This is a genomic window from Dyella acidiphila, assembly GCF_014863405.1.
In the GTDB taxonomy this organism is placed as follows: Bacteria; Pseudomonadota; Gammaproteobacteria; order Xanthomonadales; family Rhodanobacteraceae; genus Dyella_B; species Dyella_B acidiphila.
This window is the reverse complement of record NZ_JACZZA010000005.1, coordinates 184,805-206,562: the sequence shown is the minus strand read 5'-3', so window position 1 is coordinate 206,562 and position 21,758 is coordinate 184,805. Positions and strand designations below refer to the sequence as shown.

Genomic DNA, 21,758 nt, shown 5'->3' with positions numbered 1-21,758 from the left:
TCCGCGGTTGACGTGACCGGTCCGCGCGGCCGTGTAGGATGGCATGAGCGTTCGGCGAGACTGGTGAGGATGATGGCAGGCCCGATCGGCAAGCATGCCCGGATCATGCAAGGCGGTGCGGATTCCAGGCTGCGGCTGGCGCTGGTCTCGCTGCTGGCATGGACGGCGGTCGGCGTGGTTTTCGCCGCGCCCCGCTTTGCCTCGACGATGCCGTGGTGGTTCGTCTTGCGTACCACGCTGGCGCAATGGTGGGCGTGGGGCGTGCTGGTGCCGTTGATCATCGCACTGGACCGGCGTCTTCCCATCGCGGCGGACAGCCTGGGGACGCGCCTGTTTGTGCATATCCTGCTCGGTCTTCCGGTGACCTTGCTTTACAGCTATGTCACCGCGCTGCTGCAAGTATTGCTGGGCGTCCTGGCCTTGTCTGCAGCACTCGGCCCGGCACCCTTGCACGAGGCTTTGAAGGGCGACTTCCTGTGGAGCCTGCTGGTCTACCTGCTGGTGGTCGGCGGCTGGCAGGCGGTGCAATACAGCCAGCACTATCTTGCTTCGCAGCTGCGGCTGGAGCGGCTGGAGCGGAATTTCTCCGAGGCGCGCTTGAACGCGCTGCGCATGCAGCTCGATCCGCATTTCCTGTTCAACGCGCTGAACACCATTTCCTCGCTGGTGGTGAGCCAGCCGAAGCAGGCACGCGGCATGATCGAGCAGCTTGGCGATCTGCTGCGTTTGTCGCTGGAATCGGGTCGGCGGCAGCAGGTGCGGCTGGGCGAAGAGCTGGAATTCCTGGGCCATTATCTGGCTATCCAGAAGACGCGCTTCGGCGACAGCTTGCAGGTGGTGACCGATGTTCCCGCCGCTGTCCGCGAGGTGATGGTGCCGAGCCTGATGCTGCAGCCGCTGGTGGAGAACGCGGTGCGCCACGGTTTGTCGCCGCGGCCGGGCGGGGGCACCGTGTGGGTGAGTGCGGCGGTCGACAACGCCATGTTGTGCCTCACCATCGAAGACGATGGCGTCGGGCTGGGCGAGGACTGGCGGGACGATCGCGCCGGCCTGGGGCTGGGCGTTACGCGCGAACGCATCGCCATGCTGCACGGAACGCAAGGGGCGGATCTGCAGATCGGCCCGCGCGACGGCGGCGGCACCTGCGTCCGTGTCACGATACCTGCCCGCGCAGCGGAGACCCACGGCGGTGACTGAGAAAAAAGCGTATCGCGTGCTTATCGTCGACGACGAGCAGCCGGCGCGCCAGCGCCTGCGCGAATTGCTGGATGGCGATGCGGAAGTCGGCGAGGTGCTGGAGGCCGAGCATGGACTCGATGCGGTGGAGGCGATCCTGCAAAAGCAGCCGGATATTGTTTTTCTCGACGTGCAGATGCCGGGTCTGGACGGCCTGGGCGTGATCGACAGCATCGGTGTCGAGCGCATGCCGGTCACGGTGTTTGTCACCGCCTTCGATCAGCACGCCGTACGTGCCTTTGAAGCCGCCGCGATCGACTACGTGCTCAAGCCGTATGGCGATGAACGCATGGAGGCGGCGTTCGCGCGCGCCAAGGCGCGGCTGGACGACAAGTATGTGCGTGAATTGGGCGACAGTGTGCTCAAGCTGCTCGACAGCAGCCGCCTGGAACGCAGCTTTCTGGACCGCATTGTGATCCGCGAGCGCGATAAGACCGAGCTGGTACGGGTCGATTCGATCGACTGCATCGAAAGTGCCGGTGTCTACGTGGCTTTGCATGTGGGTAAGGAGCGCATCATCCACCGCGCCGCGCTAGGCGAACTGGTAGGGCGGCTGGATCCGCGCCGGTTCGTGCGGGTGCATCGCTCGGCGGTGGTGAATATCGACAGCGTGCTGCATCTGGAGCCGGCCACGCACGGTGAATTCGATCTGGTGTTGCGCGGCGGCCAGCGGGTGCATGTGAGCCGCACGTTCCGGCCTTTGCTGGAGGCGCGGCTGGGGCAATCGTTGTAGTCGCAGGTTGCCGGCGATGCCAACTTTAAGCCATGGTGCGGCGATCGAATGACTTTCCGCACATGTCGCCCGTAGAAGCGGCGGAGGAGAGTAGCGGCGTTTCTATCCAGGGAGCGTGCAGTGGTCGGTAAAGCCCCATTACGGTTGGCCGCTGCCTGCATGGCAGCGCTTTGTGCTGGTGCCGTCATGGCCGGCGACAACGCACCGGCGATTTTTGCGCCGGGCGTGCTGTCCGGACCGGGCAACGACAACTGCCCCTCGTTTACGCCGGACGGCAACACGGTGTACTTCGATATAGGCACGATGATCCTGGTATCGCACCGTACCCAAGGCAACTGGTCCAAGCCGCAGATCGCGCCGTTTTCCGGTACCTGGGGCGATCACGATCCGGCCATCGCGCCGGATGGCTCGTATCTGGTCTACGCCTCCAATCATCCGGTGGATGGCAGCGAGCAGGCCCTGGGTATTACCGTCAAAGGCAAGTCGTTTGCGGGAGCGGGCAACCATCTGTGGCGGATCGATCGCCATGGCAACGGCTGGAGCGCGCCGCAACATCTCCCGGCAGCGGTCAATGCCAATGCGCGCACGTACGCACCCAGCATCGCTGCGGATGGCACGCTGTATTTCACCAGCCGCGACCCAAGCGGTTCGCATATCTATCGTTCGCTGTATCGCAACGGCAGCTATCAGCCTGCCGAGAAAGTGCTATTGGGCGATGCGGCAGCGGAAACCCAGGATGCGGCGATTGCGCCGGATCAGTCCTTTATCGTGTTCAGCGGCAATGCGCCGGGGCAGACCGGCTTGAACGATTTCTTTATTACGTTCCGCGATGGCGATCACTGGGGCACGCCGATCGACCTTGGCGAATCGGTCAACAGCAAGACCGGCCGATGGAACCAATGGGGCGCGCATCTGAGCCCCGATCACCGCACGCTCTATTACACCAGCGACCGCAGTGCGCCTGCACCGTATCCGCGCACGCCGGCCCAGGCGCGCCAGCAACTGGCGCAGGCGATGAGCTGGGACAACGGTGGCTATCACGTGTGGTCGGTATCGCTGGCACCGTGGCTGGATGCGCACGCCACGCAGGGCTGACATGCCCCAGGCAGTTATGCCGAACTAGGCACCGATCACCGCGGCATAACTTCATGCTGGCTACGGTGGCGCTTCCTGCTTGCGGAGTCGCCATCGATGCCTGCGATGCGGTTGACCGGTGTGCATGCGTTGGCGTGCGTGTGACGGCGCATGGATAAGAGTCCGCAAGCAGGTATCCGCGCCCTGGAATGCCTCAGCTTCTTTATGGCCGATGTGCAGGCCGGCATCGGTCCGTTCCTGGGCGTGTTTCTGCTCGCGCAAGGTTGGAAAACCGGGGCAATCGGTGCGGTGATGACGCTGGGTGGGGTGGTCGGCATGTTCGCCACCACGCCGGCCGGCGCGCTGGTCGACAGCACGTCGCACAAACGCGCGCTGGTAGTGGTCAGCAGCATCTGCACGGTGCTGGCGTCGGCATTGTTGCTGGTCTCGGCCGCCGTGCCGCTGGTGGCGTTTTCGCAGATTGCCACGGCGCTGGCGGCGGCTGTGCTGGGGCCTGCGCTGGCCGGCATCACGCTCGGCATGGTGCGCAGGGCGGCATTCGATCGCCAGTTCGGGCGCAATCAGGCGATCAATCATGCCGGCAATATGGTGGGTGCAGCACTATCGGGCCTGCTCGGCTGGAAATTCGGCTTTGCTGCCGTGTTTGCCCTGGCGGCCTTGTTTGCCGTGTTTGCCATCATCAGTGTGTGGCTGATTCCGGCACGCGCCATCGACGACCGTGCGGCACGCGGCTGGGAAGCGTCCGACGCGCATGCGGACCGGGTCTCGGGTTTGCGTGTGCTGCTTACCTGCAAGCCATTGCTGATGCTGGGCTTTGCCTTGCTGCTGTTTCATCTGGGCAATGCCGCCATGCTGCCCTTGTATGGCATGGCTGTGGTGACGGCGCACCAGGGCAATCCGGCCTTGTTCACCGCGCTCACGGTGGTGGTGGCGCAGACGGTGATGGTGGCGATGTCATTGTTGGCGGTTCGATGGATGCGCCGGTACGGCCACTGGTGGGTGATCCTGTTTGCGTTTATCGCGTTGCCGATCCGTGGCGTGATGGCCGCCTGCTTTATCGACAGCTGGGGTGTATGGCCGGTGCAGGCATTGGACGGCATCGGTGCCGGTTTGCAGAGTGTGGCGGTGCCGGCCATGGTTGCCGCGCTGTTGCACGGCACGGGACGGGTGAATGTGGGGCAGGGTGCGGTGATGAGCATGCAGGGCATCGGCGCGGCCCTGAGTCCGCTATTGGGCGGTGCGGTGGCACAGGCATTCGGCTATCGCACGACCTTCTTATTGCTTGGCGCCATCGCCATCGGATCGCTGGTCTTATGGTGCCAAAGCCGCGCGACCTTGCGTTCGCACGAAGCTACCGGTTCCACGCGATGAGCACGGCCTTCTACGATGGCGACGGCTGCCCACTGCCGCTCGCGCAGATCGCCTGCCCGCATCGATAGGCGATCAGGGCGTTCCCACCAGGCGCACCTGCATCGGGCGCAGGATCGCATCGATCGAACCGGCGTCGCCGCCGCCGAGCAGATCCGTCCATGCATTGCCGCCGATCAGGCCCGGATCGAGCCGCGGGATCGCATCGGTATGGCCCAGGTTGACCATCAGCAACGTACGCCGGTTGCCGGCTTCGCGCAGGATGCACAGCACGGCGCTGTCGTCGTCGCACAGGATGCGCTGACCACCTTCGCGCCACTCGGGTCGCCCCTGGCGCAGCGCCAGCAGCTGGCGATACCACTGGTAGAGCGAACTGGGCGCAGCCTGTTCTTCTTCCAGCGAGACACCGTCGTTGGAGCGGTTGTAGCGATCCGTCCACCACGCTTGCTCGCCCTGGTACCAGACGGCGGAACCCGGTGCCATGAGGTCGGCCTGCCAGCGGAAGGCTTCGCGCGAGGGGATCTGGATGCCGTCGGACACCGGGATGTTTTGCAGCGCCTTGCCGCGCATGCCCAGTTCCTGGCCGTAGTAGATCAGCGGCTCGCCCTTGAGCACCAATTCGATTGCGGCGCCGGCACGCGCCTTGGCCATGTCGTTGCCGACCACCGACATGTAGCGGTCGACATCATGGTTCTCCAGAAACAACACCTGGTCCTTGCCAGGCGGCGTGATGGCGTCCATCTCGCGTAAGGCTTTCACGATCGCCGGCTTGTCCAGCCGGGTCAGCGCGTCGCGCAGCGGAAAGGCAAACACCATGTCCACATGGCCGTGGGTGAGCCAGTCCTGGCCGTAGCCCCAATCGGCCTGCTCGGCGAGGACGCGCAAGCCGGGGCGGCGATCTTTCAGCGCCTGGAACATCGGTGTCCAGAATTGTGCGAACAGATCCTTGTCCAGCCCTTTATGGTCCAGGTCGTCCATCATGTGGTCGATACGCAGGCCATCGGCGCCATCGCGCCCGCTGCCGTCGTCGTGCGGGTCGATCCAGAACAGCAGCAATTGTTGGAAATATTTCTTCACTGCCGGCTGGTTCAGATCCACCATGGCAATGCCGATCATGCGGCCGTCGTAGCCGGCCCACTGGGCATGATCGAGAAACGGCTCGGCGGTGCAGTGGCCGGCATCGCGCCACAGCAGGTAATTGGCGTAGCGCGATTTGGGCTTGCACAGCGCATCCGCCCACCACGGGTGGCCTTGCGCTACGTACTGGAATTCTTCGTCCAGATACACCTTTAAACCATGCGCATGCGCGGCGCGGATAAAGGCCAGGTAATCGTCCATGCTGCCATAGCGTGGTTCGATCGCCTTGAAGGCGGTGGCGAAATAGTTGTGGTAATAGGGCGAGGGCTGTAGCGGCGTAAGCAGGATCGAAGTGACGCCCAGCTGCTTGATGTAATCGAGCTTGGACGTGATGCCGTTCAAATCCCCGATGCGGTCGCCGTTGCTGTCCCGGAAGCTGCGCTCGAAGATCTGGTAGAACACCTCGTCGGCCGGTTGCGCCAATGTGGGCCTGCTGGCGGCATGCGTGGGCGAAGTGCTTAGCGCTAGCCATAGCAGGGCGACGGCTGTCACGAATGTGCAGTTTTTCATGCGTCCCTCATGCATTTCAGCCAGCCTGCCCGGCGCATCGCCAGAGAGGCGCAGGGTATCGCTTGGCGCCGGGTTCCACTAGGGCCGTCGAGGCCCTCGGGATTTTCCGCATCGCGAGGTGAAATTCTCGCGTAGCAGGCACGGGTGATCGTTCGGCACGCCAGCGAAGCTATGTAGAGCCGAAGAGGTCGGGGAACACCTACACGCGAGATCTTAAAACGATGGCCCGTTCTGTCGAAAAGCGCTCACCTGAAAAAATCCATTTGTCATTGATGCCGAATTGGATATCCATATGATCGGTAAGCCACTTGGCACGCAAAGACTAAGGAATGGTTTATGAAATCGGTGATTATCGAAAAAATAAAATGGGAGTGCTTCTTGGTCTTTTTATGCACGTCTTTGGATGCCGTTGCGGCGGCGCCGCCGCTTAGTCATCCTTATTTGAATACCAATATCCCGGTACCTTCTCGCGTATACAGGGTTGATAGCCGAAGCCCGGATGCCGTGTTCAATTTTGGATTTACGTCGCGTGGCCTGGATGCGGACATAACGGCTCATGTCATTGGCGGATCCATGCTGGTCAACAGTAGATATGTGTCTACTACCGACAGCTTTGAGACAGCCATGGCGATTGCCTCATCGCAGATAAACGACACGTTTCGTAATACATGGTCATGCTCATCGCAAGGCGACAGGCTGTGCAGGACCTGGATCTATACCATTACGCCGAGATCGAGCAATTTCTTCTCAATCTCTCAAAATTTGCCGGAGAACGATTTCTACGCAAGGTACATCCTGCAGCACGAGTGGGCGGCGGTGGACAGGATTGCTCCACAGCTCATTGAAAGTGCGGTGCTGGTTACCAGGAGATTCGTGAACGGCGTGCCGGCCGGACCTGCTGTATTTGCTACGGGAGGGACACGCCAGAATTATCTCTTCAATCAGTATTTTGAGGGATATTCGCCGGCAGGATTCAGTGCGCAATCGGTTGGTTCCACCAGGGTAAGCCTAAGCGGCTGTGGCGTCTGGGATTGCCATCCGCGATAGAGTGTTATGGTTTTGGTGTGTAAGAGGGCAATGGCGTTTCGGATGAGCATTGCCAGAAGGCGATCATTCGGTCCGCCATGCCTGGTTGGAGTGCGGTGAAGTTTTCGCCCTCGCAACGCATGGAAGATGCTTTTGGCATGTACGGGTGGAAAGGTCAGCGGTTGCAGCGGATCTGCAACCACTGACCTTATCGTAATGATCTATCGAGGCTTGATATTTACCGCGGGCCAAAACCTGAACATGCTTTTCCGCTTGATCAGGAACATGTCGCGGTCGGTAAGGTATTCCGTATTTACCTTGACGATTTCGCTTCCATCGTAGTGGGTGTAGAACGGAAGCTTCTGCTTGACGAGTTCATCGGCGATGTCGGCTGTCGCTGCAGCATAGGGGTGGTACATCATCAGCGACTGCTCATCAAAGGAAAACGGATTTCCATGATTCAAGGATAGTCGTCGGTAGTTTGCCACCATGTTCGGATAAAACGAGGGGTGCTTTTCCTTTAGGTAGTCGAACGCCTTTTTGTTTATTTTGATGAAATTGTTTCTGTCCAGCCGCTGATGCACGTGCGTCAAGCCTACGATATGACCCATTTCGTGCAGGACGGACCCGGTACGGCATCCGGTGGAGGGGATATAGACTTTGGCCGGGCCATCGGAGGCCGAGCCGGGCTTTCCGAGATTTGCAGAGCAATTGGTGTCCTCGCTGCGAACGAAAAGAACCATGGGGTCCTTCCCTTGCGGCGCCGGTACGAAGCGATAGGCAACTTTGCCGTCCCATTGCGCGATGTTTGAGTTCCAGCTCGCCTTGCTATCGTTCCATCGCTTGACGGCTGACTGCACGGCGGCTTGTTGATCCGACGGCAGGTCGTTGTTGATGGCATAGGTGAGCGTGCTACTGGGCCATACCTGCACCGTTACGTCGACGATCTCGTCGTAGTCTTCCTGGGTGGAGCGCGTCATGGCTTTTGCGACCTGTGCCTGGGTCTGGCTGGATAGGACGCGGGTGGAACTTGGGTACGCCACGATGTCATCCGACAGCATGATCTTGCCATTCGCGCGGTGGAAATAGTGCTGGGTTCCGTTCACGCTGGCCAGTACCCAGGACGGGTCGTAGTTGGCGGCAGATTGATCGCTGGCAAATCGAGCCGGAACTGCAGCCGCCATGGCTAAAATGGCGATGGAAGTGAGCTTGAAATAGTTCATTTGAATTCCCCGGAATATTTACAACAGTCTCACGCCGTCGAGTTCGCTGCAGCGCCCCGTGGAACTGGTGAGTTGTGCCCGCTTGCCGCTCAGTTTTGATGCGGTAAGCAGATGCAGCAGGCTGTATCCCTGCGGATCGTCCAGGTTGTGAGAGACATGCAGCGATTTCCATTGCTTGTCGTATGTATCGTCGAGAAGTACTTCAATGGCGTTGCCGCGATCGGCGTTCTTGTAGCCAACGCGCAGTTCTTTGACGACCCCAATGCCGCAGGACGTGGCGTTGGCAAGCGAGCCGAATGCCAGCGCGGATCCGGCGATAAGTAGCAGTGCTGTACTCTTCATGGTCTTGGCATCCCGGGAATTACTTGAGCCATACGCTGTCGATTTCCCTGCAGCGACCCGTGTTGTCCGACAAGGTGACCGAATTGCCGCTCATCCTCGATACCGTCAACAAATGCAGCAGGCCATAGCCTGGCGAGTCGTTGAGATTGTGGTCCCGGTAGATGGGCCACCACTGCGTACCGGTCGTATCGATGCGAACCTCGATGGAATTGCCCCAGTCGGCATTTCCGTACCCGATGCGTACGTTGGTTACTGCTCCCGTGATGCAGTCGGTGGCAATGCACGGCGAGGCGAGACCGGCGAAGGTGGCGGCAAGTGCGTACTTGATTATGATTTTTTTCATGGTTGCGTCCTTTCCATTTTTTTGCGCGTGGGATTTGCGCGACTAAGGCGCCGCTCACCTGGCCCGGTCGGACGATCGAGATAAGCGGACGGGGGCACCGCATTGCGGACTTATTTGAGCCAGACGCCGATGATTCCGTCGCATCGGCCGTACAGGTCGTAGGTGGTCACCTGGGTTTCGCTCAGGCTGGACAAGGCCAGCAGTTGCAGCAGGCCATGACCCGGCGAATCGTTGATGTCGTGGGTGTCGTCTATGTAGTAGCGCCGATCGGCATTGGTGTTCAGATAGAAGGCGATCTGGTTGCCCCAATCGGCATCGCCTTCCACGGCAAGATCGGTGACGACGCCGGTTTTGCATTCGCCCGCATGGCCGGGTTGGCAGAAAAGCGCGAATGAGACGGCAAAAAGAATGGGGGCTGCGTAGGATTTCAAGGTTGGCACTCCGGTGGCTCTAGGCAACCTGGAGGCTATACGCATGCTTTTTGCGGCGATAACGGAGCAGTCTGGGCGGCGTGTAGGGTTTTTCGGTCGCCGCTTGTCGCCTTTGGGTGTGTGTGACAGTAGGGCGCCTTCCGGAGACAGCGTCTCAGGATTTACCGGCCGTGCTTTGCAAGCGTCTCTCGTACTTGTTGCAGATCGTCCTGCGTGTCGACGTCGAGGGTGCTGTCTGCGGCGATAAGATCCACCGACGCGGCATGCTGCTCGATGACACTGCGTGCACCTTGCGGGCCGGACAATGCCATCAAGGCATCGAAGCAGGTGCGGGGGAAGAGTGCCGGGGGAGCCACGATGCTTGCGTGCTGGGTCGCCACGATGCGTGTCGGCAGGTCGCGGTGGTGCTGCAGTATCGCCTGCAGGCAGGCACTGGAAAGCAGCGGTTGATCAGCCAGGCAGATCAGCACGGCAGATGCTTGCGGAAACGAGTACGCCACCTCGTGTACACCGGCCGCGATGGAGCGGCCCATGCCCAGCGCCCACTCGTCGCAGCGCGACAATCCGAGCGGCAGGTCGTCCAGCACTGCTTCCACTTGATCGGCATGGGCGCCGGTGACCACGACAAGCGGTAGATCCAGCAACAGCAGCCGGCGTGCAACGCGTCGTACCATCGGCTCGCCATCGATATCGGCCAGCTGCTTGGCGCCGCCGAAGCGGCTGCCCTCGCCGGCGGCCAGCAGAAGGATGACCGGCTGCGTGCTCATCCGTGCAGTGCACCGTTGTTGTTGCGCAGCGGACCGCCGTTGCGGCGGTTGATCACCGCCATGATTTCCCCGGCGATCGCCAGCGCGATTTCCTCCGGTGTTTCCGAACCGATATCCAAACCGGCCGGCGCATGCAGGCGCAAGCCGGAGAGCAGATGGTTGCCGCGCATGCGGGCGACGCGATCGCGCGAGCCGAGTGCGCCGATATAAGCGACCGGGGCATTTTTCAGCGCCTCGAGATAGGCGATGTCCTGCTCCAGGTTATGCGTCATCACGACCACCGAGCTGTGCTCATCCAGCGACAGCGCTTGCAGGAGTGTCGCTGGCGCGGCGCATACGGTATGCAGACCCTGTGGCAGATCGGTCGCACGCAGGCGCACCGGATCCTGATCGACCAGGGTGGTCTGCCAGCCCAGTGCGCTGGCCAGCGGCAGCAGTGCGCGTGCGGCGGCGCTGCTGCCGATCACGAACAGTGCATGCGGCGGCGCGATGTGTTCGATCAACACATCGGCACGCCCCTGTGCGGAAGGCCAGGTGTGCGTGGATGCGCGGTGTGCATCATGCTCGAGGATCTGCGCCACGATCGTGTCGAGCAGTGCGGGCTCGTGCAAGGAATCGTGCAATATGCCGTGCTGGTTCCAGATCAGGCGCCTGGGTGCCACTGCTGCATCGTCGAGGGCAAACAGCGTGGCCATGCGCATGGGGTGGCGCTGATCGAGACAGCGTGACACGGTGTCGATGAAAGCGGTGTCATCGCTCGCCAGCAACGGTTCGAGCAGCACTTCCAGTTCGCCGCCGCAGCCCATTTCGATCAGCACGTCCAGACCCGATTCGGCGTTATAGCGCACCAGTCGCGGCTTGCCGGCGGCGATGGCTTCCTGTGCGCGCGCCACGATATCGCGCTGAGGACAGCCGCCGGACAGTTCGCAGACCACGCGTCCGTCGTCGAAGATCAGCATGCGCGTGCCGGGGCGGCGGAAGGTGGAGCCGCGCGTGCGGGTGAGCGTGGCCATGGCCGCCTTGGACGGGCCCGCGCGGTGCAGGTCGCGCAGGGTGTCCATCAGGATGCTTAGCTCATGGGCGGAATTCATCGGTGCAATCGTCGCATGCCAGGCGTTGGCGAAGCAGCCGTCGCAGGAAACGGTCGTCCATGGGCCTGGTTTTCTACCAGGACGAGTGTCGTCATGGTGTCAGCTATATATCGCTCGATGTCAGAATGACCGGCGGCGGCAATGGCCGGCCAGGGCGGTTCCATCGTGCGGTGGGCAGGGGTTCCGGCCGCGCTTCATCCATCGATGTACGGCGCTCGACGCAGTGCGGAGGTTCCGATGCTTTCCTTGTCCGTCAACGGCCAGTCGCATGCGCTGGATGTACCCGACGACATGCCGCTGCTTTGGGTGCTGCGCGACGTGATCGGCCTGACCGGCACCAAGTTCGGTTGTGGCGTGGCCCAGTGCGGGGCCTGCACCGTGCATCTGGACGGCCAGCCGGTACGCTCGTGCGTGCTGCCGGTGGGCGCCATCGGCAACCGCACCATCACCACCATCGAGGCGATCGGCGCCACGCCGGCCGGGCAGAAGATCCAGCAGGCCTGGCTGGAGGTGGATGTGGTGCAGTGCGGCTACTGCCAATCCGGGCAGATCATGTCGGCCGCCGCGCTGCTGCAGCGCACGCCCAACCCCAGCGATGCGGATATCGACGCGGCCATGTCCGGCAATATCTGCCGTTGCGGTACCTATGTGCGTATTCGCGCGGCGATCAAGCAGGCGGCGACCGGCACGCCGGAGATCCTGCAGACGCTCGTCAGCGCACCGCAAGGAGCGGCGCCATGAACAAGCAGCCGGATCCCGCACCTGTAGAACCAGCGAATGTCGATCTCGGTCGGCGGCATGCCTTGCAAGCCGGCGGCCTGGCGATCGCCTTCCTGTGGCTGGGCACCGGCGGCACCGCCTCGGCGATGATCAGCGCGCGCCGCCAGGCCGGCGACGGCGCTGCGGCGCAAGCCGACGGCAACCCGTCGTTTGCGCCGAATGCGTTTATCCGCATCGATACCAGCGGCAAGGTACGGCTGGTGATGCCCTCGGCGGAAATGGGTCAGTCCATTTATACGGGCTGCAGCATGTTGCTGGCCGAAGAACTGGGCGTGGGCCTGGACCAGATCACGGTGGAGCACTCGCCGCCCAGCGACGAGCTGTACGGCATTCCGCTGCTGGGCGGTCAGATCACCGGCGGTTCCACCAGCACGCGCGCGACCTGGCAGGTGCTGCGCGAGGCGGGGGCGGTGGCGCGCAGCATGCTGGTCAGTGCGGCAGCGGCGCAGTGGCATGTGGATCCGGCCAGTTGCACGGTGGATCGCGGCACGGTGCATCACGTCGCCTCGGGGCGCAGCCTCGGTTTCGGCGCGCTGGCCACCGCCGCGGGCAAGCTGCCGATGCCGGACAAGGTGCAGCTCACCGATCCCAAGGATTTCAAGTTGATCGGCAAGCCGATGCGGCGCGTGGATGCTGTCGACAAGATCAAGGGCGCCACCCAGTTCGGCATCGACGTGCAGGTGCCGGGCATGAAGGTCGCTACCGTGATGGCATGCCCCACCTTCGGCGGCAAGCTGGCTTCGCTGGATGACAAGGCAGCGCGCGCGTTGCCCGGGGTGATCGAGGTGTTGCGGCTGGACAATGCCGTGGCGGTGGTGGGTGAGCATTTCTGGGCGGCGAAGCAAGGCCTGCATGCGCTCAATATCCATTGGGATCGCGGCGAAAACGCGAACCTCACTACGCAGCAATTGCGCGATGGCCTGGCCGATGCCGCGCGTCACGGCAAGGGCATTCCCGCGCGCAACGATGGCGATCAGCCGCAGGGCACGCTGGTGCAATCCGAATACCGCTCGCCGATGCTGGCGCACGCCACCATGGAGCCGATGAACGCGACGGTGCACGTTACGCCCGATCAATGCGAAATCTGGGTCGGCACGCAGGTGCCGGCACGCGCGCAGCAAGAGGCGGCGAAGATCACCGGCCTGCCATTGGACAAGGTGATTGTGCACAACCAGTACCTGGGCGGCGGTTTCGGGCGTCGCCTGGAAACGGACTGGGTGGAACAGGCGGTGGCGTTTGCCAAGCAGGTGCCGTATCCGCTCAAAGTGGTGTGGACGCGCGAGGAAGATATCCGCCACGACCGCATGCGCCCGATGTATCACGACGTGATTTCCGCCGTGGTCGATGCCGACGGCAAACCGGTGTGGTACGGCTACCGCACCAGCGGTAGCTCGGTACTGGCGCGCTTTGCCCCGGCAGCCATGGGCAAGGACGGCATGGACAGCGATGCGGTCGAATGCGTGGCAGAAATTCCCTACGACATTCCCAAGGGCAAGGTGGAATGGATTCGTCACGATATGCCCACAGGCCTGGTCACCGGTTGGTGGCGCGGTGTGGGCCCGACGCACAACCTGTTCGTAGTGGAAAGCTTTATCGACGAACTCGCCCATCGCGCCAAGCAGGATCCATTGGCCTACCGCCGCGCGCTGCTGCAAAAGAGTCCGCGCGCCCTGGGCGTGCTGAATCTTGCGGCCGAGAAAATCGGCTGGGGCGCCCAGCCGCTGCCGGCGCGCACGGGACGCGGCATCGCCGTGGCCGAACCGTTCGGCAGCCATGTGTGTGCGATCGTGGAAGCGGAAGTCACGCCGCAGGGCGAGGTGCGCCTGCGTCGGGTGGTGGTCGGTATCGACGTGGGTATCGCGGTCAATACCAGCTCGATCGAAGCGCAAGTGCAGGGCGGTCTTATCTTCGGCCTCAGCGCGGCGATGTACAGCGGCCTCAGCATCAAGGACGGCGCGATCGAGCAAGGCAATTTCAATGACTATCGCGTGCTGCGCATCAACGAGTCACCGCTGGTGGAAGTGCATCGCGTGATCAATGCCGAGCCGCCCGGCGGCCTCGGCGAAGTGGGCACGGCGATTGCCGCGCCGGCCCTGGCCAATGCGATTTTCGCCGCCACCGGCGTACGGCTGTACCAGTTGCCGGTCGACCGCGCACTGCTGGTGCAAAGCCCGGATGCGCTGAAATCGGTGGCCGCAGCGAGCACGGATACGGGGAGGGTGCCGGCATGATCCGCCTGTTGATCGCGATAGTGCTGGTAGTGCTGCTGGGTGCGGGCGCCTATGTGTTTTTGAATCGCGCGGATACCTCCGACGGCACCGCGCCGGCGCTGGCAGGGGCACCGGTGTCCTCGGATGTGCTTGCGCGCGGCGAATATCTGGCCAAGGCCGCCGACTGCACCGCGTGTCATACCGTGCCGGGCTCGGGCAACGCATTTGCCGGCGGCGTGCCGTTCAAGCTGCCGTTCGGCACCATCTATTCCTCCAATATCACCGCCGACGAAGCGAACGGCATCGGCAGCTGGAGCGACGACGAGTTCGTGCGCGCCGTGCGCAATGGCGTGCGCAACGACGGCCAGCATCTGTATCCGGCGTTTCCGTATACCTCATACACGCAGCTGAGCCGCAGCGATGTGCTGGCGATCAAGGCGTATCTGTTCAGCCTGCCGAAGATCGCGCAGGCGAATCACGAAAATCAGCTGTCTTTCCCGTTCAATCAGCGCTGGGCGATGGGTTTCTGGAATGCGGTGTTCTTCAAGAGCCAGCGCTTTCAGCCCGATCCCGGCCAGACGCCGCAATGGAACAGCGGCAAATACCTGGCGGTGGCGCTGGCGCATTGCGATGAATGCCATACCCCGCGCAACTTCGCCTTTGCGATGAAACACGGCGATGAACTGGCTGGCCAGGAACTGCAAGGTTGGCGCGCCTACAACATCACCTCCGATCCGGTGCATGGCATTGGCGCCTGGAGCGATAGCGACATCAGCAACTACCTCAGCCGCGGGCATGCCGATGGCCGCGGTACCGCGGCCGGCCCGATGGCCGAAGCGGTGGAAAACAGTCTGCGCTACCTCAATCCCACCGATACCGCCGCGCTGGTGGCGTATCTGCGCAGCGTGCCGGCACGCACTGGCGATGCGCCGGTCACGGTCGATGCCGCGGCGGCTCCTGCGCTTGCGTCGAACAATGCGGCGCCCGGCGGCGACAGTGCGAATGCGAACGATCCGGGCATGAAGCTGTTCGAAGGCGCCTGCGCCAGTTGCCATCAGTGGAACGGGAAGGGCCAGCAGACACCGTATGCCTCATTGCTTGGCACGCGCGGCGTCAACGATGTGCACGGCACCAATATCACGCAGGTGATTCTGCACGGCACGGATCTGCGTAGCCTGGGCGCCAATATCTTCATGCCCGAATTCGGCGATGCGTATTCGGATACCGAAGTGGCCCAGCTCAGCAATTACGTGATCGGGCATTTCGGCAACAAGCAGGGTACGGTGACGCCGGATGACGTCGCTCGCCGGCGCAAGCAGCTCTGAAGGGGATGATCCGGGCCGGCTAGGTCGGGAGTCATGCTTATCCGTCATGCCATCGCGGTTATCTTCGATGGCGGATATCCGGCGGGCAGAGTGATGATGCGGCGATCAATCAGCGGAGCTGCGCACCGCACGGTCTTCACATGGTGGCTGGCGGTGCTCGCGCTGCCGTGGTCAGTTCACGCCGCCCCGCCACCTACCTCCGCGCCTCCAGTGGCGGCGTACCTGACACCGCAGCGCCTAGTCGCTATCGACGACACACGCCGGCTCAATCTCTATTGCCTGGGCCATGGCGCGCCCACGGTCATCTTCGATTCCGGCACCGGCGGCGGCACGCGCGACTGGCGCGCCGTGCAGGGTGCCATTGCCGCGCACACCACGGCCTGCTCCTATGATCGCGCCGGCTACGGTTTCAGCGATGCACCGACGCGCGCTTCGGATGCTGCCAATGCGGTGGACGATCTGCACCGATTGGTGGCGAAGGCGGCACTGCCCGTGCCGCTGCTGCTGGTGGGGCATTCCAATGGCGGTATCTATGCGGTGTTGTATGCCAGGACTTATCCGCAGCAGGTCGGCGGCATGGTACTGGTCGATCCGGGGTTCACCGGGCAGCAGGATTTCCAGCGCTATGGACTCGCGCCAGAGAAAGTCGCCGAACTTGAGCAAGGCAATGCGCAATGGGTGGCGTTGGCACAGCACTGCCTCGAACTGGCGCGCAGCGGTGCGCTGGCTAAATCGCAGAACCAGTCATCGCCGTGCCTGGACAATCCGCCCAATCCCGATCCGCGCCTGCATGCCGTGCTCAATCATCTGGAAATGCAGCCTGGCTTCTTCGCGGCGTATTTGTCGGAATTCCAGAGCACGTTCGTGGCTGAGCATGGCAGCACGCGCAACGACCGCGAATCGCCGCTGAGCGCGCATGAATTCGGCGCGATGCCGCTGGTGGTGCTTACGGCTGCCCGCCATCCGGCGGCATGGCCGGATTTCACCGCGCAGGACCAGCAAAAATATTTCGATTACTGGAAACAGTCGCATGATCGGCTTGCCGCTTTGTCAACGCACGGGCAGAGCATCCTGGTGCCGAACTCGGGGCACTTTATCCAGCGCGATCAGCCAGACACCGTGATTCACTACGTGCTGCACGTAGTGGATCAGGTACGCAAGGACCTGCAATACCCATCCAGCCAGCCGTAGCCCACAAGTCATACCCACAACCGGTACGTGGCAGACTATCTTCGCTATTCACTCCAACAAGGGGCGCTGCGATGCATGGTTTACGACGGATCCTGGTAACGGCGGTATTGGCGGGTCTTACCGGCATGGCGGCCGCGATGGGCGCCGAGCCTGCGGCCACCGCGCCTGCGACAGACCGCAGCGGCATCGACTTTGCCGGCATGGACCATGCGATCATGCCGGGCGACGATTTCTTCAGCTACGCCAACGGCAGCTGGGTGAGCCGCACGCAGGTTCCGGCCGATCGCTCCAGCACCGGGCCGACCCAGGATCTTGAAGAACTGACCGAGCAGCGCACGGCGGACCTGATCCGCAATATGGCCAAGACCCATCCGGCGGCCGGCAGCAACGATCGCAAGATTGCCGATTACTACGCTGCCTTCATGGACGAAGCGGCGATCGAAAAGCGAGGCCTGGCTCCATTGCAGCCGGAGCTGGATCGCATCGCCGCCATCCGCACCCGCGAGGATCTGGCGCGAGTGCTCGGCAGCGAGTTGCGCGCCGACGTGGATCCGATCAACGCCACCAACTTCCAGACTTCCAACTTGTTCGGCCTGTTCGTCACCCAGGCGCTGGAGGATCCGGCGCACAACATGGCCTATCTGTTGCAGGGTGGCCTGGCGATGCCTAGCCGCGACTATTACCTGTCGCAGGATGCGGACATGGCCGGCTATCGCAGCAAATACCGCGCTTATGTGGTGGCGCTGCTGAAACTCGCCGGCACGACCGATGCCGAGGCGCAGGCGGACAGCATCATCGCGCTGGAAACCAAGATCGCGCAGGCGCAGGAAAACCTGGTCGACAGCGAGGACGTGCACAAGGCGGCCACTGTGTGGCGCGCGGGCGAATTTGCGCAGAAGGCACCGGGCCTGGACTGGAACGTGTATTTCCAGGCCGCGCACCTGGGCGACCAAAAGCAAGTTGACGTGTGGCAGCCTGGCGGCATCATCGGCCTGGCCGCCCTGGTCGGCAGTGCATCCATCGACAGCTGGAAGCAGCTGCTGCGCTATCACGCGCTGGACGATGCGGCAGCGCTATTGCCCAAGGCCTACGCCGACCTGCATTTCGGTTTCTACGGCAGCACGCTGGAAGGCACGCCGCAGCAGGCCGCGCGCTGGAAGCGCGCGGTCGACGCCACCAGCGACGATCTGGGCGATGCGGTGGGGCAGGTGTACGTCAAACACTATTTCCCGCCCTCATCCAAAACCAAGCTGCAGGCGATGGTGAAGAACCTGCTGGCCACCTTCGACGAACGCATCGACACGCTGGCCTGGATGACGCCGGCCACGCGCGCCGAGGCCAAGCGCAAGATCGCCACCTTGCGCGTGGGCGTGGGCTATCCCGATAGCTGGCGCAGCTACGCCACGCTGACGGTGCAGCCGGATGATGCGCTGGGCAACCACCAGCGCGCGGTGGTGCTGCGTTATCAATACGCACTGGCCAAGCTGAGCCAGCCGGTGGATCACGGCGAGTGGTGGATGACGCCGCAGACGGTAGACGCGGTGAATCTGCCGCTGCAGAACGCACTCAATTTCCCGGCCGCGATCCTGCAGCCGCCGTTCTACGATCCCGCGGCTGACGACGCTGCCAACTACGGCGCCACCGGTGCCACCATCGGCCACGAGATCAGTCACAGCTTCGACAACACCGGCGCCGACTTCAACGCCCAGGGCAAACTGGAAAATTGGTGGACCGCGCAGGATGCGGCGCATTTCAAGGCCGATACGCAAAAACTGGTGGAGCAGTACAACCACTACGAAGCCTTGCCCGGCCTGTTCGTCAACGGCCAGCAGACCCTGGGCGAAAACATCGCCGACGTGGCGGGCCTGGCGGTAGCGTATGCGGCGTATCACCGGTCATTGCATGGCAAGCCGGCGCCGGTGATCGATGGCCTTACCGGCGACCAGCGTTTCTTTCTCGCTTATGCGCAGAGCTGGCGCGGCAAGATCCGCGATGCCGCCCTGCGCCAGCAACTGGCTACCGATGTGCACGCGCCCGATCGCATCCGCGCGCAGGCGGTGCGCAATATGGATGGCTGGTACGACGCGTTCCAGGTGCAGTCGGGGCAGAAGCTTTATCTGACGCCGGATGAGCGGGTGAAGATCTGGTAGTCGGGCGCTATCCCGAGCCCGCCGAATACGTAGGTTGGGTTAGCGCAGCGTAACCCAACTATGTTGGTCGTTTCGATGAAGATTCGTTGGGTTACGCTGCGCTAACCCAACCTACGTGTGATCGGCGATGTGCTCAGCGATTGCTGGCCGCCGACTGCTGCTTGGCCGCATCCGACGCCATCTCCGGCGGTGCCGGCACCTTCTTGCCGTTGCCCGGCTGCGTCCACACCGCCACGTAATCGACCACCATCGAATGGCCCGGCTCGGTATCCGGCGTGGGCGTGGGCTTCCAGCCAGCCATCACGAAGGAAAAGCCGCCGCCCATGGCCACGTTCAACAGCAGGAAATAGCCGTGCTGGCCGGTGATCTGCCGCCAGGTATCGGCCGGCAGCTGATTTTCGGCAACCTGGTTCACCAGCTGTCCGTCCACGAACCAGCGCAGTTGTTCGGGCGTGACGCTGCGGTTCCATTCGAAGGTGAAGGTGTGCGCACCGGCAGTACAGGCTTCATGCGGGCAGGGCAGGCGGCTGCCGATGCCGATCGGCTCGCCGCAGGGACCGCCCGGATTGATGCCGCAATGCAGGATGCCCCACACCGCGTCGAGCCCGTTGACGCTCTCCATGATGTCGAACTCGCCGGAGCCCGGCCAGGCCATGGTGCTGCGGTAATTGCTGCCCAGGGCCCAGAACGCGGGCCAGTAGCCCAGGGCATGCGGTCCGCTGATGTCGGGCATCTGGATGCGTGCTTCCATGCGCAGCATGCCGCCGTCGCCCACGCTGAAATCGTCGCGCACGGATTCCACCCGCCCCGAGGTCCACTCGCCGCTGGCGCTGCGCTGCGGGGTGATCAGCAAGTGGCCCTTGCCGTCGAGCCGGATATTGGCCGGATCGGTGGTGTAGCGCTCGGTCTCGGAGGTGCCCCAGTTGGGCGGGCCATTCGGATACCCGTGGCCGGTATCGATGCGCCAGTTGGCCGATGACGGCAGCGATCCGGCCGGGCCGCTGAAATCATCGCTCCAGGACAGTACCCAGCCCTTGGGGGTGGGTATGTCGGTAGCCAGCGCGGTATTGGCAAAGCCTGCCAAACCCACCGAAAGGGACAATGCTGCGATGGCGGCCGGGCGACCGGCGATTTTTTTGATCTGCATAGACATCAGGCGTCAGGGGCCTCGGCAAGCGAGGCCTGGCAAGCGAGCACACGGGTATTTCCCATGCGCATGTTTAATCTGTTCGGCACGCATGCGCAAATCTGAAACCGGCAAGCTGGGATATGCCTCACGGCTGTAACAATTGGGTCAGCGGCGGCTGCTTGGCCGCCGGCAGCGTTACGCCGAGAATTTTTGCGATCGTGGGCGCCACGCGCAGATTGGTGATCTGCCCCAGATTGCCTGCTTTGCGGATATGCGCGCCGGAGGCGATAAACAGCGCCTGCATGTCCGGATCGGTATTCAGGTAGCCGTGCGCGCCCCTGGCCGGATCCACGTCTTTCACCAGCGGCGCATCGACGCCGTCCTGGAACGCATAGCCGGGCTTGGCCACCAGATAAAGCTGCGGCGCCTGGTCGGTGGCGGCGGGCGCGGGCAGGTTGAGCGTCTGCATCTGTTCGGGGGTATAGACCGCGGCCACCCCGGGCTGCGCTTCGAAATAGGCCTTGAGCTTGGGCACCAGGGCGGCCCGGCGCGCAGGATTGCGCACGAACAGCGAAGCCTCGCCACCTTCCGGCAGGATCCACGCATCGCCGCGGTAGGTTCCGTTCTGCATCTGCAACAGTCCCTGCTGCACCAGGGCGACATTGGGGCGAATGGAGTGTGTGTAGTCCGTGAAACCGTGATCGGAAGCGATCACGAAAGTGATCCGGTCCAGCAGGCCGGCGCTGCGCGCTGCATCGATCAGGCGCGCGATGCAGCTGTCCGCATACGCCAGCGCCGCATACGCGGCCGGCGACAGCGCGCCGTATTCGTGCTGCAGCGTGTCGGTCTGCAGCAGATGGAACAGCAGCAGATTGGGCGTGTGGCGGGTGAGGATGTCGATGGCGGCGTCGGTCCAGATCTGGTCGTGCCAGGCCGGGCTGCTGTCATCGTTGAAGTCGGCCAGCTGCTGGCGGGTGACCAGACCCTGCGCAATCAGGTCCTGCGCAATGGCGCTGTCGGGATCGGGCCGTTCGGCAAACGGCCAGCGCACGTTCTGCGCACCGTAGATGGCAACCCAGTCCACCTGGCCGGTGCTCATGCCCTGCGCGGCCAGCGCGTCGTACAAGGTGCGTGCGTGCACCAGCTGATCTTTCGGCGTCCACGGCTTCACTTCCAGCTGGCTGCCGTCGGCCGGCAGGGTGATCAGGCCGTTCGCCATCACATGATGTTCGGCCGCGGTAACGCCGGTGATCAGGGTGGTGTGGTTGGGCCAGGTCACCGCCGGATTGATCGGCTGCATGCCTTGCGCATAGGCGCCTGCGGCCTGCAGCTTGCGCAGGGTGGGCATGGGCAGGCGCGGATCGTTCAGCGCGCGAGCCGGAAAGCCGTCGATGGTGATCAGCACCACGATCGGACCGCGGCCGGCGGCGGTGCCGTCGTCGGCCGGCGGCGAGGCGGCATCGTGCGCGGCTACGCTGCCAGTCAGCAGGGCGGCCAGCAGGAAGGTCAGCAGCGGAATCTTGCGCATGGATGGGGCGGCGGCGGGGGAAGCGCCGGACACTAGCACTATTTGCCGATTAGCCGTGGCAAAGGCTTTTGACAGCGCCGGGCACGCTGTTTACCCTGCTGCGGCACGCGTCGTCGGCCCGTATTTCCCGTAGCAACCATGCA

At 63.1% G+C, this 21,758-nt stretch carries 19 protein-coding genes; 10 read left to right on the top strand and 9 right to left on the bottom strand.

Going from position 1 to position 21,758, the window contains the following annotated elements:
• Positions 1-72 precede the first annotated feature (72 nt).
• The 4 genes from IGX34_RS10345 (at position 73) to IGX34_RS10330 (ending at position 4,435) form a co-directional block, all read left to right on the top strand.
• A complete protein-coding gene (locus IGX34_RS10345; protein ID WP_192555640.1) occupies positions 73-1,197 on the top strand; it encodes a sensor histidine kinase in 1,125 nt (374 codons plus the stop codon).
• Entirely contained in the window at positions 1,190-1,969 is a 780-nt protein-coding gene (locus IGX34_RS10340) for a response regulator (RefSeq protein ID WP_192555639.1), read from the top strand. Before IGX34_RS10345 ends, IGX34_RS10340 begins: the two co-directional genes overlap by 8 nt.
• 186 nt (positions 1,970-2,155) lie before the next feature.
• Positions 2,156-3,064, top strand: coding sequence for a TolB-like translocation protein (locus IGX34_RS10335; protein ID WP_225737376.1), 909 nt, complete (start codon positions 2,156-2,158; stop codon positions 3,062-3,064).
• Between the two features lie 150 nt (positions 3,065-3,214).
• Complete coding sequence (locus IGX34_RS10330) at positions 3,215-4,435, top strand: MFS transporter (RefSeq protein WP_192555637.1); 1,221 nt, start codon at positions 3,215-3,217, stop codon at positions 4,433-4,435.
• A gap of 72 nt (positions 4,436-4,507) precedes the next feature.
• Here IGX34_RS10330 and IGX34_RS10325 read toward each other — a convergent pair whose 3' ends face one another.
• Entirely contained in the window at positions 4,508-6,079 is a 1,572-nt protein-coding gene (locus IGX34_RS10325; protein ID WP_192555636.1) for an alpha-amylase family glycosyl hydrolase, read from the bottom strand.
• A gap of 336 nt (positions 6,080-6,415) precedes the next feature.
• On the opposite strand from IGX34_RS10325, the gene IGX34_RS10320 reads away from it, so the two are divergent.
• Entirely contained in the window at positions 6,416-7,126 is a 711-nt protein-coding gene (locus IGX34_RS10320; protein ID WP_192555635.1) for a hypothetical protein, read from the top strand.
• A 200-nt stretch (positions 7,127-7,326) separates the two neighbouring features.
• On the opposite strand, the gene IGX34_RS10315 is transcribed toward IGX34_RS10320, so the two are convergent.
• The 6 genes from IGX34_RS10315 to IGX34_RS10290 all read right to left on the bottom strand — a co-directional run bounded on the left by IGX34_RS10315 (position 7,327) and on the right by IGX34_RS10290 (position 11,302).
• Complete coding sequence (locus tag IGX34_RS10315) at positions 7,327-8,328, bottom strand: M12 family metallopeptidase (RefSeq protein WP_192555634.1); 1,002 nt, start codon at positions 8,326-8,328, stop codon at positions 7,327-7,329.
• 18 nt (positions 8,329-8,346) lie between these two features.
• Positions 8,347-8,670, bottom strand: a complete 324-nt coding sequence (locus IGX34_RS10310) for a hypothetical protein (RefSeq protein WP_192555633.1) — start codon at positions 8,668-8,670, stop codon at positions 8,347-8,349.
• A 19-nt stretch (positions 8,671-8,689) separates the two neighbouring features.
• Positions 8,690-9,013 (bottom strand): hypothetical protein, encoded by a 324-nt coding sequence (locus IGX34_RS10305; RefSeq protein ID WP_192555632.1) that lies wholly within the window; start codon positions 9,011-9,013, stop codon positions 8,690-8,692.
• A 110-nt stretch (positions 9,014-9,123) separates the two neighbouring features.
• Positions 9,124-9,444: a hypothetical protein gene (locus IGX34_RS10300; RefSeq protein WP_192555631.1), complete on the bottom strand. Its 321-nt coding sequence runs from the start codon at positions 9,442-9,444 to the stop codon at positions 9,124-9,126.
• Positions 9,445-9,605: 161 nt separating this feature from the next.
• Positions 9,606-10,211 carry a nucleotidyltransferase family protein gene (locus tag IGX34_RS10295; RefSeq protein ID WP_192555630.1) on the bottom strand — a complete coding sequence of 202 codons (606 nt, stop codon included), beginning with the start codon at positions 10,209-10,211 and terminating at the stop codon, positions 9,606-9,608.
• On the bottom strand, positions 10,208-11,302 hold the full coding sequence (locus IGX34_RS10290) for an XdhC family protein (protein WP_192555629.1): 1,095 nt from the start codon (positions 11,300-11,302) through the stop codon (positions 10,208-10,210). The genes IGX34_RS10295 and IGX34_RS10290 overlap by 4 nt, the downstream gene beginning before the upstream one ends.
• Before the next feature lie 237 nt (positions 11,303-11,539).
• Here IGX34_RS10290 and IGX34_RS10285 point away from each other — a divergent pair, with 237 nt between their 5' ends.
• The 5 genes from IGX34_RS10285 to IGX34_RS10265 all read left to right on the top strand — a co-directional run bounded on the left by IGX34_RS10285 (position 11,540) and on the right by IGX34_RS10265 (position 18,958).
• A complete protein-coding gene (locus IGX34_RS10285) occupies positions 11,540-12,043 on the top strand; it encodes a (2Fe-2S)-binding protein (protein WP_192555628.1) in 504 nt (167 codons plus the stop codon).
• The gene (locus IGX34_RS10280) at positions 12,040-14,313 is read left to right on the top strand and encodes a xanthine dehydrogenase family protein molybdopterin-binding subunit (RefSeq protein WP_192555627.1); all 2,274 of its coding nucleotides are present in this window, start codon (positions 12,040-12,042) and stop codon (positions 14,311-14,313) included. Before IGX34_RS10285 ends, IGX34_RS10280 begins: the two co-directional genes overlap by 4 nt.
• Positions 14,310-15,617, top strand: coding sequence for a c-type cytochrome (locus IGX34_RS10275; protein WP_192555626.1), 1,308 nt, complete (start codon positions 14,310-14,312; stop codon positions 15,615-15,617). Before IGX34_RS10280 ends, IGX34_RS10275 begins: the two co-directional genes overlap by 4 nt.
• Positions 15,618-15,710: 93 nt before the next feature.
• Positions 15,711-16,808, top strand: a complete 1,098-nt coding sequence (locus IGX34_RS10270; protein WP_192555625.1) for an alpha/beta fold hydrolase — start codon at positions 15,711-15,713, stop codon at positions 16,806-16,808.
• A gap of 71 nt (positions 16,809-16,879) precedes the next feature.
• Positions 16,880-18,958, top strand: coding sequence for a M13 family metallopeptidase (locus IGX34_RS10265; RefSeq protein WP_192555624.1), 2,079 nt, complete (start codon positions 16,880-16,882; stop codon positions 18,956-18,958).
• A 133-nt stretch (positions 18,959-19,091) separates the two neighbouring features.
• Here IGX34_RS10265 and IGX34_RS10260 read toward each other — a convergent pair whose 3' ends face one another.
• Together IGX34_RS10260 and IGX34_RS10255 are read right to left on the bottom strand one after the other, a co-directional pair.
• On the bottom strand, positions 19,092-20,111 hold the full coding sequence (locus tag IGX34_RS10260; protein WP_225737375.1) for a glycoside hydrolase family 16 protein: 1,020 nt from the start codon (positions 20,109-20,111) through the stop codon (positions 19,092-19,094).
• Positions 20,112-20,232: 121 nt separating this feature from the next.
• The gene (locus tag IGX34_RS10255) at positions 20,233-21,615 is read right to left on the bottom strand and encodes an alkaline phosphatase family protein (protein ID WP_192555623.1); all 1,383 of its coding nucleotides are present in this window, start codon (positions 21,613-21,615) and stop codon (positions 20,233-20,235) included.
• Between the last annotated feature and the right edge of the window lie 143 nt (positions 21,616-21,758).

Coding starts and splice junctions, on each gene's coding strand:
- IGX34_RS10260 (WP_225737375.1), bottom strand. CDS start 20,111: ATGTCTATGCAGATCAAAAAAATCGCCGGTCGCCCGGCCGCCATCGCA.
- IGX34_RS10335 (WP_225737376.1), top strand. CDS start 2,156: ATGGCCGGCGACAACGCACCGGCGATTTTTGCGCCGGGCGTGCTGTCC.
- IGX34_RS10330 (WP_192555637.1), top strand. CDS start 3,215: ATGGATAAGAGTCCGCAAGCAGGTATCCGCGCCCTGGAATGCCTCAGC.
- IGX34_RS10285 (WP_192555628.1), top strand. CDS start 11,540: ATGCTTTCCTTGTCCGTCAACGGCCAGTCGCATGCGCTGGATGTACCC.
- IGX34_RS10315 (WP_192555634.1), bottom strand. CDS start 8,328: ATGAACTATTTCAAGCTCACTTCCATCGCCATTTTAGCCATGGCGGCT.
- IGX34_RS10275 (WP_192555626.1), top strand. CDS start 14,310: ATGATCCGCCTGTTGATCGCGATAGTGCTGGTAGTGCTGCTGGGTGCG.
- IGX34_RS10270 (WP_192555625.1), top strand. CDS start 15,711: ATGATGCGGCGATCAATCAGCGGAGCTGCGCACCGCACGGTCTTCACA.
- IGX34_RS10265 (WP_192555624.1), top strand. CDS start 16,880: ATGCATGGTTTACGACGGATCCTGGTAACGGCGGTATTGGCGGGTCTT.
- IGX34_RS10295 (WP_192555630.1), bottom strand. CDS start 10,211: ATGAGCACGCAGCCGGTCATCCTTCTGCTGGCCGCCGGCGAGGGCAGC.
- IGX34_RS10305 (WP_192555632.1), bottom strand. CDS start 9,013: ATGAAAAAAATCATAATCAAGTACGCACTTGCCGCCACCTTCGCCGGT.
- IGX34_RS10280 (WP_192555627.1), top strand. CDS start 12,040: ATGAACAAGCAGCCGGATCCCGCACCTGTAGAACCAGCGAATGTCGAT.
- IGX34_RS10310 (WP_192555633.1), bottom strand. CDS start 8,670: ATGAAGAGTACAGCACTGCTACTTATCGCCGGATCCGCGCTGGCATTC.
- IGX34_RS10345 (WP_192555640.1), top strand. CDS start 73: ATGGCAGGCCCGATCGGCAAGCATGCCCGGATCATGCAAGGCGGTGCG.
- IGX34_RS10320 (WP_192555635.1), top strand. CDS start 6,416: ATGAAATCGGTGATTATCGAAAAAATAAAATGGGAGTGCTTCTTGGTC.
- IGX34_RS10290 (WP_192555629.1), bottom strand. CDS start 11,302: ATGAATTCCGCCCATGAGCTAAGCATCCTGATGGACACCCTGCGCGAC.
- IGX34_RS10255 (WP_192555623.1), bottom strand. CDS start 21,615: ATGCGCAAGATTCCGCTGCTGACCTTCCTGCTGGCCGCCCTGCTGACT.
- IGX34_RS10325 (WP_192555636.1), bottom strand. CDS start 6,079: ATGAAAAACTGCACATTCGTGACAGCCGTCGCCCTGCTATGGCTAGCG.